General features: G+C 71.7%; 9 protein-coding genes and 2 pseudogenes. 3 read left to right on the plus strand and 8 right to left on the minus strand.

Annotated elements, in window-relative coordinates:
• The first annotated feature begins 253 nt into the window (after positions 1-253).
• Positions 254-925: a hypothetical protein gene (locus AC07CM_RS46145; protein WP_478882568.1), complete on the plus strand. Its 672-nt coding sequence runs from the start codon at positions 254-256 to the stop codon at positions 923-925.
• Positions 926-997: 72 nt separating this feature from the next.
• Here AC07CM_RS46145 and AC07CM_RS46150 read toward each other — a convergent pair whose 3' ends face one another.
• The 8 genes and pseudogenes from AC07CM_RS46150 to AC07CM_RS46185 all read right to left on the minus strand — a co-directional run.
• The gene (locus AC07CM_RS46150; protein WP_478882569.1) at positions 998-1,429 is read right to left on the minus strand and encodes a hypothetical protein; all 432 of its coding nucleotides are present in this window, start codon (positions 1,427-1,429) and stop codon (positions 998-1,000) included.
• A gap of 203 nt (positions 1,430-1,632) precedes the next feature.
• The gene (locus AC07CM_RS46155; RefSeq protein ID WP_478882570.1) at positions 1,633-2,412 is read right to left on the minus strand and encodes a DUF3085 domain-containing protein; all 780 of its coding nucleotides are present in this window, start codon (positions 2,410-2,412) and stop codon (positions 1,633-1,635) included.
• Positions 2,413-2,603: 191 nt separating this feature from the next.
• The gene (locus tag AC07CM_RS46160; protein WP_478882571.1) at positions 2,604-3,365 is read right to left on the minus strand and encodes a PP2C family protein-serine/threonine phosphatase; all 762 of its coding nucleotides are present in this window, start codon (positions 3,363-3,365) and stop codon (positions 2,604-2,606) included.
• Between the two features lie 255 nt (positions 3,366-3,620).
• Positions 3,621-4,259, minus strand: a complete 639-nt coding sequence (locus tag AC07CM_RS46165; protein WP_478882572.1) for a hypothetical protein — start codon at positions 4,257-4,259, stop codon at positions 3,621-3,623.
• A gap of 368 nt (positions 4,260-4,627) precedes the next feature.
• Entirely contained in the window at positions 4,628-5,263 is a 636-nt protein-coding gene (locus AC07CM_RS46170; RefSeq protein WP_478882573.1) for a GNAT family N-acetyltransferase, read from the minus strand.
• Between the two features lie 358 nt (positions 5,264-5,621).
• Positions 5,622-5,888 (minus strand): hypothetical protein, encoded by a 267-nt coding sequence (locus AC07CM_RS46175; RefSeq protein WP_478882574.1) that lies wholly within the window; start codon positions 5,886-5,888, stop codon positions 5,622-5,624.
• Between the two features lie 57 nt (positions 5,889-5,945).
• A complete protein-coding gene (locus AC07CM_RS46180) occupies positions 5,946-6,215 on the minus strand; it encodes a hypothetical protein (protein WP_478882575.1) in 270 nt (89 codons plus the stop codon).
• 1,024 nt (positions 6,216-7,239) lie between these two features.
• A pseudogene (locus AC07CM_RS46185) lies at positions 7,240-7,987 on the minus strand (RNA-guided endonuclease InsQ/TnpB family protein); the annotation flags it as partial.
• Positions 7,988-8,295: 308 nt separating this feature from the next.
• On the opposite strand from AC07CM_RS46185, the gene istA reads away from it, so the two are divergent.
• Positions 8,296-9,891, plus strand: a complete 1,596-nt coding sequence (gene istA / locus AC07CM_RS46190; protein WP_478882576.1) for an IS21 family transposase — start codon at positions 8,296-8,298, stop codon at positions 9,889-9,891.
• A pseudogene (locus tag AC07CM_RS46195) lies at positions 9,888-10,217 on the plus strand (ATP-binding protein); the annotation flags it as partial. The gene istA and the pseudogene AC07CM_RS46195, both read left to right, overlap by 4 nt.
• Positions 10,218-10,311: the final 94 nt, after the last annotated feature.

The following is a 10,311-nucleotide window of genomic DNA, read 5'->3' on the forward strand; positions in this document are numbered from 1 at the left end:
CAGCACCCACACCCGGCGGCCGCCACGACCCAACGACCCGGCGCTCCCACCACCAGGAGCCGCCCCTGTCTGGCGGCCCCTCCCCCGCTACCGACCAGGCCGGTGCCGTCCCGTGAGCGGGACCGGGCGTGTTGAGGGCCGTGTTACGGCCTGGGACGTGGGCGGTTCGGGCGACCTGGGCGTTGTGCGGGCGGCTGAGACTGACGCGACGCGGCTCACGACGGGTGGGCCCGGACAGGCAGAGGTGGTTGTGGTGGCGAGCAGGAGCCGGGGCAGGAACAGCGAGGTGCTGGCGCGGCGGACGGCGGCGCTGGAGCGTGCCGCGTCGCGGATGGCCGAGGAGCGGCGGGCGGCGGCGGAGGCTGAGGCGGAGCGGCTGCGCCAGGAGGCGGCGTTCGATGAGCTGGCGGCCGACTTCGAGCTGGCGGTCCAGGACGAGCAGACGGTGGCCGCGGAGGTGGAGGAAGAGGTGCGTCGGGTGCGGGAGCGTGGCCGGTTGCGCATTGATGAGGCGCGGGTGGCGGCGGCGCGGGTGGTGTGGGCGATGGGTGAGGCCGGGGAGACGGTGGCCGGTTGCGGGCGCCGGTTGGGCGTGGGGGCGGAGCGGGTCAAGGAGCTGCGGCGGCTCGGGCGGGAGGCTGCGGCCGGGGTGGGCGCGGCCGGGGCGGCGCAGAAGGAGAAGGGGGCGGGGAAGTCGGCGGGGAAGGTGCGGGGTCCGGAGCGGGCGACGGCGGCGGATGAGCTGGGCGCGGAGCGGCGGGAGAGCGCGCGGGGGGCCGAGTCTGCGGAGCGGGTGGCGGGTCGTGCGCCCGGCGTAGCTCCGGTCACTCCCCCGGTGCCTGCTGCGGCTCCCCTGATGCCTGCGGTTGGGCCGTCGGGGGCGCCGGGGCCGGTGGGCGGGGCGCGGCCGCATTGGCGGGAGTAGAGGGGTGGTGGGGGGTACGGCGCGGCCCCGGCTGCCGGGGGCGGCGGCCGGGGGCGGAAGGGGGGGCGGGGTTCAGCGCTGCGGTTGCTGGGTTGTCCAGGGGGCCGCGGGCCGCTGGGGTGTGGCCGGCTGGGGGGCGGGGGCCTGCTGCGGGGCGAAGTAGGCGTCGGGCGCGGCGGGCTGGGGCTGCCAGGCGGCGGGCTGCTGGGGTGCGGCGGTGTGGGGCGGGACGTAGCCGGTGGGGTGGCCGGGGGCTGCGTCCTTGAGGTAGACGGTGACGGGGGCTTGGTCGGCGACGATGATGCGTTCGTGGATGCCGGGTGGGGTGAGGACCCACCAGATGGTGTCGTCGCGGCGCCGGGTGCGGCGGATGAGCGGCGGGGGGAGGGTGACCTCCTCGGTGATGTCGGTGTTGGGGTCAGTCTCGTGGACCGTGATGTGGTCGACGGTGCTGAAGAGCCCTGGGTATTGGGCGAGTTCGTTGATGGTGGTCTCGTGCTTCACGGCGCCCCCCCTTCTGAGTGTGGCGTGGCCTGCCGGTTGGTTTGGACGCTAGGCGCGTCTGGGGGCGTTGGGGTGGGTGAGGTGCGTGGGTGCCGGGGGGCGGGATGCGCGTTGGGGTGGCGGGTGCCTCTGGCGGGATACGCCGAACGGCCCCGGCCGGGACGGGTGTCCGGGCGCGGGGCCGGTGTGGTGGTGCTGGTCGGTTAGTCGGTGATGTAGGTCAGGTTCATGTAGTGGTCGTCGAAGGTGGCCTTGAGGTGGAAGTGGGTGGCGCCGTCGGCGGCGGCGGCGCGGAGCAGGCCGAGCAGGGTGGTGGTGCCGTCGTCGTGGGGGGTGGTCAGGTTGAGGGGCTGGCTGAAGTCGTCGCCGCCGAGGATGGAGCGGGGGTCGGTGCCCGGGCCCCATCCGTCGGCGTAGACGACGTGGCGGTGCGTGCCGTTCGCGTCGGGGGTGTCGGTGGGGTGGATGCCGTTGCTCATGAGGTAGGTGCCGCCGTCTTTGACCCACCACAGGCGGGGGGCGGCTTGAGCCTCGGTCTCTCCGTAGCTGAGCCGGTGCTTGGGGGCGGACGCGGCGTGTTCGGCGGCGGCAAGGAGCTTGCCGAGGGGGAAGACGAGGGTGCAGTTCTTCTCGCCTCGGGCGGTGTTGGCCATGACGACGTCGTTCAGGGGGTGGGGGCTGTCCTCGGCGATGGGCGGGATGGTCATGTCGCCGAGGAACTGGTTGAGCCAGTCGGGCCGCTGCTCGGCGGGGAGGGCGAGGAGGCGCCTGGTCTCGTCGGCGCGGCTCATGAGGGCTTCGACACTGTCGGAGGCCGGGGCGGGGGCCGTGGTGGTGTCGGCGAGGTCGGTGAGGATGTGGGTGAACCAGTCGGGCCGCTGGTCGGCGGGGAGCGCGAGGAGGCGCTGTACCTCGGCCGGGTGCGTGCCGTCGGCGTACGCGGGTTCGGGAGTGGCGGGGGTGCTGGGGGTGGTGTCGGGCATGGCGTGAGTCCCTCGGGGTCGGTGACGTGGGGGTGCCGCGCTCCGTGGGCGGCGGTCGACACCGTGGGAGAGCCGGGGGTTAGCGGGGCAAGGAAGCGGTCGGGCGCGGCGCGGGCGGGTCCCCGAGGAGCGGCCGGGACAAGGGCCGCCCCGCCCTGCCGGGGTGCAGGGCGGGGGCGGGGGCGAGGTGTTCAGGGGGTGAGGTTGGCGAGGAGGGCGGTGGCGTTGTCGACGTAGTGGTGTTCGTCGGCGGGCAGTTTGGTGTGGGCGGTGTCGATGGCGAGGGTGATGAAGTCGCGGATGGTGTGGGTCAGTGGCTCGTCGTCGAGTTCGGTGTACAGGTTGTGTCCGGCGTCTTCGTGGGGTTCGTAGGCGCCGTCGGATGCCAGGAGGAGGCGGCAGCCGTCGGTGATCTCGGCGGTCGCGGACTCGATCGCGGGGTGCTGGTAGTGGTTCATCGCGTCGGTGTCGGTGGCGGTGGCGCCGAGGTAGGAGGTGATGACGTTGCGGTTGCCGCCGTGGGGGTAGAGCGCGGTGGGTGGGTGGACACGGCGCAAGTTGTGGTCTTCGGTGAGACGGCGGGTGATGCCGCGCTGCAGGAGGTAGGCGCGACAGTCGCCGCACCAGGAGACGGTCAGGGGCTGGCCGGGGGTGGTGACCGCGACAACGGCGGCGGCGCTGGGCATGTGGCGGCGCAGGTAGGGGTCCTGGCGGTCGGGGTCGGCGGCCAGGCGCTGGTAGAGGTGGCGCAGGCTGGTGGTGGCGTCGCCGTGGCGGGCGGCGGTCTGGGCCAGGCGTACGGCGGTTTGGCGGGTGAAGGCGCGTACTTCTTCGGTGGAGCCGATTCCGTCGAGGAGGACGAAGGCGCGGGTGCCGTTGGGGGTGGTGCGGACGGCGGTGCCGCACTGGGTGGTGCGGCCCCCGATGTTTTGGGCGGTGGCGTAGCTGCGCACGACTGCTGGGCTCCGTTTCGGGGCGGAAGTGGGTGGTGCGGTGAGCGTGTTGGGTGCCGTGATTACCCCCGCAACACGCCGGGTTGTTGTCCGCCGGCCTCCGGTCGCGGGCCCGGCGGGGCGCGGCCGGGGGTGCCCGGAGCGGGCGCGGTGCCCGTCCCGTGCTCCTGGCCGGGCCGGGGAGGCGCGGCCCTCGCGCAGACATCTGCGCCCCGGCCTGGGACGTTCCTGGTCGGGGCACACGGTCTTGCCGGGTCAGAGGCCGTTGCGCCTGGCTTGAGCCCGCATGGCGGGGGTCGGGGTGAGGAGTGCCTGAAGGATCTGGGACAGCAGGGCGGGCACTTCGCCGCTCACCTCGCTGTGCCTGTCGCTCTCCGTGCTCGTGCCGCGGGAGTAGAAGCCTTCCAGGTGCATGGTCTGGCGGGCGTGCTGCGCCAGGTACACGAAGCCGCCGGTGTCCACGGCGGTGGCCAGCCTCAGTTCCTGGCGGTCCTTCATCGTCTCGAACCTGGGGACGGAGCCGCCCGCCTGCAGGCGCCGGTGGATCTCTTGTGCACGGGCTTGAGGGGCGCCCCAGCCCTCGGTCCTCAGGTAGAGCCCGGCGAAGTCGTTGGGGAGCATCCGGCGCAGGTACTCGCCCTGGGTGGCGGCCTGGGCCGTGGGCGGCTTGGAGAGCAGGCCGGCGAAGAGGTGCAGCAGGCGCTTGGGGTCGCCTGCTTCCATCCACATCTGCGGCGGAACGGGGAGCGGGCGGTTGCGGACGTGGCCTTCCGGGTCGGCGTAGAGGACTCCCCACTCGGGCAGTTCGTCCCACTCCGTGCGGTCGTTCAGCATGGTGGTGAGAGAGGCGAGGACCTCGTCGGGGTCGGCGTGGAAGCGGTTGGCCTTGGTCATGCGAAGGGGTCTCCCTGGTCTGCGGGGGCGTCACGGCCCCGGCGGGCTGCCGGTGGTGGGCTGGTGAGTGCAAGGGGGGCCGGGCCGCGCGTTGCGGCTGGAGGGGGTGCCGCGTGGCGTGGCCCGGCCGGTGCCGGTCGCTCACAGCGCACGAGAGGGGGTTCGTGCGGGGCGTTCCGGCGGTCCAGACGATGGTGGGCGGCGGGTCAAGCCGGGCAACCCTCGGGGCCGGCTGGGTGCGGTGCGGGTCCAGGCGGGTGCCGAGGCAGGGCCGGGGTTGGGGTGTGCGCCGTGGGTGGTGCCCGGAGTGCGGCACGGCCCCGCCCTGCGAGGGTGCGGGGCGGGGCCGGGGGTGCCGGGGCGGTAGGTCAGGTCAACAGGCCGGTGACGGTCGTCAGGCCGCGTTGGGAGGTGAAGGTGACGGTGGTATCGAGCGGCTTGACGGCGTACTTCCAGGCCGGGTCGTGGTGGGTGAACAGTCCGAACGGCGTCAGGTCCACGGCCAGGCGGGGCAGGCTGGTGTAGCCGTGGGCGGTGAAGAAGTGCTTTTTGTCGTGTTCGTGGCGCAGCGTCAGGGCCCGGTATCCGGCGTTGCGGAAGTCGGCTTCGACATGGTCCAGGATGCGGCTGGCGATGCCTTGGCCGCGGTGGTCGGGGTGGACGGCGATGGTGTCGATGTTGGAGACCCGCTCGACGAGGGGGCGGCGGATGTGGGTGGGGATCAGCCGGTCTTGCATCCACCGGGCCGGGCCGACGTGAACGGCGCCGACGGGGGTGCCGTCGGTGGTTTCGGCGAACAGGAAGTGGTTGAAGCCGTGGGAGAACGGTCCCCTCTCGTCTTTCAGGGCCTGCCCGATGGTGTCCTTCAGAGCGGGGAGCTGGTCGGCGGGGACGTGGAGGTCGACGAGGAGGGTGAGGTCGAAGTAGGTGTCGAGTTCGTCGGCGCGCACGGGGCGGATCGTGACGGCGGGCGGTGTGACGCTGGACGGCGCGTGGGTGGGCATGTGCGGGGTGCCTTCCGGTCCGTATCGTTGAGCCGGGCTCGCATCCCAGGGTCGGGGAGCTCGGCGGGGTGCGGGGACCGTGACGGGGCGAGGAGTTAGCGGCACAAGGCAGGCCACCGCCCGGGGGCGCGGCGGCCTGCACGGGACGGGGTGCCTCGCCGGGGGTGCCCGGCGTGGTCGGGGGTCTGGCGCGGTCGAGGGCCTGGCGGGCGGGCCGGCAGCGCACCCCGGCGTGAGGGGAACGCGTCGGCCGCACCCGGGGAGCGGGGTGCGGGGCTTCCAGGCGGGGCGGGGGCTTCGGAGCCGGGCCGGTGAGGGGCGGCCCGGGGGTCAGGCCGGGAAGGGGGCACGGCGGGGGTCAGGTCTGGTGGTGGGGGTCGGCGGCACGGGTGGTGATGTGCGCCCACTGTTCGCGGGTGACGTGGCGGCCGGGCAGGACGCGGAGCGCGGTGAGTTGGCGGCGCAGGCGGGCGGCGTCACTCAGGGCTTGGCGGGCGAATTGGCGGCACTGGCTCGGCCGGTGGTAGGTCAGGGGCGCGGACGCTTCCTGCCACCAGTAGCGGGCGCTGTGCAGGGCGCGGCGGGCCCCGGCGCAGGGTGAGGTCGTCCAGGTGGGCGCGTGCATAGAGGGCGGCGGGGGCGGTCATCGCGGTCTCCTTCAGCTGCGGTCGGGCCAGTCGGGTCAGTGGGGCCGGGGGGCGGTGTGAGTGGCGACGGTGAGGGCGAGGACGGTCAGGGCGATCAGCACGGCCAGGACGGTGGCGGTCTTCAGGCGCTGGACGGTGCGGTGGGACGGGTGCGGTGGTGCGACATCACGGCGGCCGGGGTCCCTTCTGCGGGGAGGCGGGGTTCGAGCGGCCGGACCCGCACCCGGGCGGGGCCGGCGGCGGCCGGTCGCCGGTGACTCGACCTGCACCCCGGCGGGGGCGTGGGAGCGGTTCGGCTGCGGCACTGACGCTGCCCTGGGCGGGGTCAAGCCCCACAACCCCCGGCAGTAGCCGTACGGGGCGCCTGCCGGGTACCGGCAGGCAGCCGGGGGCGGACAGGGGCGACGCCGCGGCCGACCGATCACAGACGGGCCAGGGCCCGCGGCCCGGACGACACGGGCGGAGCGCGGGCGGCTGGCGGCCCCTCGGGGGGTGCTCACGGGTACGCGGCCGCGCGGCGGCGGCCGCGGGCGGGTCAGCGACGCGGCGGCCGCGCATGGGCGGGGCGGGTACGCGGGCGGCTGGGCTGCCCCCGGGGGGCGCGGGGGTGTCGCCGGGCCTCAGGAGCGTCCGGGGCATGCTCTGCGGCCGCAGCGCGTGGATAGGGTGTCCGCGCATTCTGCACGACGGCCGGGGCTGGAGTTTGCGTGCGATGCGGGAGGGGTGGTCATGAGGAGCAGACTTGTCGGAACTGGGTTCGCTGCCGCGGCGTTGGCTGCGCTCCTGGGGTGTGGGAGCAGGGCGACAGCGACGCAAGATCAGCTTTCGTCTGAAAACTTGCAGGGCCGGTGGTGGACCTGGGCGTCAGCGGAGCCTGCACCAACGAATCCGGTTGCAGATCGAGACGGGAGTGCGTGCGCGCGCAACCAGCCGCGGGATGTGTGGTTCCTGGCCGGGACATTCGGCACTCAGGTCGAGCGTGTTTGCAGCCCCCTGAGGGGGTGCCCCTTGCCTTTCCTCTCGTGAACATGATCGGCTAGTCGGCGGACTGCGCGGCTTTCATGGCCACAGCCGAGGGAGCCGCTGTTCTGGACGGCAGGGAAGCCAGCTCGGACGCTCACCAAGCAGAGACGATCGAGATCCGAAGCGCTGTCGGCAACCCTGTCACGGGCAGGGAGGGGCACTTCACCGCTGTCGGATGCGGACTGTGGGTCCAGCTGCCCGCGTTGGAAGCCGGCGAGCACACGCTGAAGATTCGCGGCCAGTCGGGCGGCTTCTCGGTCGGTGTGGACTACACGCTGACATTGACTCCTCCCCCTCGTAAACGAGGGGGATTCCTAGCTCACGTGGCCTGACCCCCGGCGGGGGTGCAGGTCTTACACGATCAGCGCTAGCCGGGTACGAGACCAGCCCGGACGAGCATCACGCGGGCGGAGTTCTTGTCTCGCGAGGAGACGGTTCCGCACGCGGTGCACGTGTACGTTCTCTCGGAAAGAGGTAGGCGGTGCTTGGCTCTCGCTCCGCAGTGCGCGCAGTCCATGGTGGTGTGCGCGGGGTTGACAAGGTGCACGGCACGGCCGTGCTTGCGGGCCTGCTCGATCAGGACTCGCTTGGTGGCGCTGATTGCGGCATCTGCCGCCTTGCGTGCCATGGTGGTCTTCGCGAGGAACTTCGGCCGGAAGTCCTCCACGGCCAGGGCGTCATGGTCGCGTACGACCTTCTTGGCCCATTTGCGGGCGGTGTCCTGCCGCTGGTTGGCGATCTTGTGGTGCAGTTTGGCGGTCTGGCGCTTCGCCTCGCGGTAGCCCTTCGAGGCGGGCTGCCCTTGCGCCGGGCGGCGCCTGGCCATCATCCGCTGGTATCGGGCGAGCTTCTGCGCTGCTGTCTTGCCGTGCTGGGCGTGGGGAAGGTCGTGGTCGTCGCTGGTGGTGGTGGCGGTCTCGGTGACGCCCCAGTCAATGCCGATCACGCGGCCGGTCGCCGGGAGTTCTTCGGTCACTGCAGCGACGACGAATGATGCCCACCAGTTCCCGACCGCATCGCGGTATACACGCGCCGAGGACGGCGGCTTGGGCAGTGTCGACGGTCAAACAATTCCCCACGATGTGCATGATCGGCGTCAGCTAATTCCTCACCCCCGTAGTCACGAGTCCCCACCGGGACGCTGACCGTCGATGGTGCCGCTGACCACGCTCGAACTAGCCGGATTTTCCCCGTTTAAGGTGGTTTACGGAGCTTTTAGATCTTCCTTGCGAATCGGTCGGGTTCCCCATGGGCATGCCGCTGCCCGGGTTGAGGGTCCTGACCTTTCGGAGCCGTCGAGGTCCCTTGACCTGCGAGCCGAGAGGCCGACGGACGCACCGGATGGCAAGGAGAACATTCACCGTGGTCGACATCGTCGAGATCTACGTGCACTGGTACGCGGGCCGGTCCAAGAGCCAGGTGTCCGCCTCGTTGGGGGTGGACCGCAAGACGATCAGGAAGTATCTGGCGCCGGCGGAGGCGGCCGGGATCATCCCGGGTGGGCCGCCGATGAGCGAGGCGGACTGGGCGAAGCTGCTCAAGAGCTGGTTTCCGGAGCTGGCCAGCCGGAGGCTGAACCAGGTGCGGTGGGCAGAGATCGAGCCGCACCGGGACTACGTCAAGAGCCTGCTGGAAACCACGACGGTCACCACCATGCACCAACGGCTGTGGGACGAAGGCAAGTTGAGGGTGTCGCTGTCGACGTTCCGCCGCTGGGTGCACGAGAACCTGCCCGAGGAGGCGGCCCGCTCGAAGGTCACGGTGCTGCGGGAGAACGTCGAGCCGGGCTCGGAGGCTCAGATCGACTACGGCTTCCTGGGGCAGTGGATCAACCCGGCGACCGGGAAACGGCACCGGATCTGGGCGTTCGTGATGGTGCTGCCCGCCTCGCGGCACATGTTCGTCCGCCCGGTGGCACACATGGACCAGCATGCCTGGACCGAAGCGCACGCGGAAGCGTTCCGCTTCTTCGGCGGTGTCCCGCGGCGTCTGGTGCCGGACAACCTGAAGACGGGGGTGGACAAGCCCGACCTCTACGACCCGCAGATCAACAAGTCGTATGCCGAACTCGCCGCCTACTACGGCACGTTGGTGGATCCGGCTCGTGCTTCGAAGCCGAAGGACAAGCCCCAGGTGGAGCGGCCCATGCCCTATGTCCGCGACTCGTACTGGAGCGGGCGGTCGTTCACTTCGCTGGAGCACATGCAGGCCGAGGCCCTGCTCTGGGCGAGGAACGTCGCCGGTCAGCGGCAGTGCCGGCCGCTGGGCGGCGCGAAGCCGCTGTCGGTGTTCGAGGGGGTGGAGGCCGAGGCTCTGCTTCCGCTGCCGTCCGAGCCGTTCGTGCTGGCCAGATGGTCGAAGGCGACGGTCGGCCCGGACATCCACATCAAGGTCGGCCGCACCCTCTACTCGGTGCCCTGGAAACTGATCGGCCGCCGTGTCGATGTCCGCTCCACCGCCGTCACGGTGCAGGTCTTCCACGAGGGCGAGCTGGTCAAGACCCACGCTGCTCTGGAACAGGGCAAACGCACCGACAAGAACGACTACCCGCCCGAGAAGATCGCTTTCCAGATGCGCACCCCGATCTGGTGCCGCAGCCAGGCATCCCAGGTCGGGGACGCCTGTCGGGAGGTCATCGACCAGCTCCTGGAGGTCAACGCCCTCTACCGGCTCCGCGCTGCCCAGGGGGTGCTCGGGCTGCGGAAGAAGTACGGCGACATCCGGCTGGAGGCCGCCTGCCGCAAGGCGGTCGCGGTCGGCGACCCCTCTTACCGCACCGTCAAGGGCATCCTGGTCGCCGGCACCGAGACCGACCCGGAACCCGAGACCGGCGACGGGGGAGCCTCGGCCTTCCTGCACGGGCCCGAGGGCCTGTTCGCCGCCACCGTCCCCACCCAGACGCCCGGCAGTGTCCACGACGACCAGGGCCGCGATGACGCCGAGGAGGCCGCCCGATGAGCGTGATGACCACCGCCCTGCGCGATTCCCTCAAGACCCTGCGGCTGTCCGGCATGCTCGAAACCCTCGACGCCCGACTCACCCAGGCCCAGAAGGGCGAACTCGGACACCTCGACTTCCTCCAGGTCCTCTGCCACGACGAGATCACCCGCCGCGAGTCCGTCGCGCTCGAACGCCGCCTGCGCAGAGCCAAGTTCGAGCAGCAGGCCACCCTGGAGGGTTTCGACTTCAACGCCTCCCCGAAGCTGCCCGCCGCCCAGATCCGCGACCTCGCGGCCCTGCGCTGGCTCCACTCCGGCGAGTCCGTCATTCTGTTCGGGCCCGTCGTTATCAACGGGGCTTGAGTCTCTCTCTTCTATGTCTTCGACGAGCGTCACCGTGAGCGTTCTGTGTCGTTGATGCATTGCTATCAACGGGAGT

The sequence above is a fragment of the Streptomyces sp. NPDC044061 genome, assembly GCF_056434305.1.

Bases quoted from the DNA above. Each gene is read 5' to 3' on its own strand.
- AC07CM_RS46170 (WP_478882573.1), bottom strand. From the start codon at position 5,263: ATGCCCACCCACGCGCCGTCCAGCGTCACACCGCCCGCCGTCACGATC.
- AC07CM_RS46165 (WP_478882572.1), bottom strand. From the start codon at position 4,259: ATGACCAAGGCCAACCGCTTCCACGCCGACCCCGACGAGGTCCTCGCC.
- AC07CM_RS46175 (WP_478882574.1), bottom strand. From the start codon at position 5,888: ATGCACGCGCCCACCTGGACGACCTCACCCTGCGCCGGGGCCCGCCGC.
- AC07CM_RS46155 (WP_478882570.1), bottom strand. From the start codon at position 2,412: ATGCCCGACACCACCCCCAGCACCCCCGCCACTCCCGAACCCGCGTAC.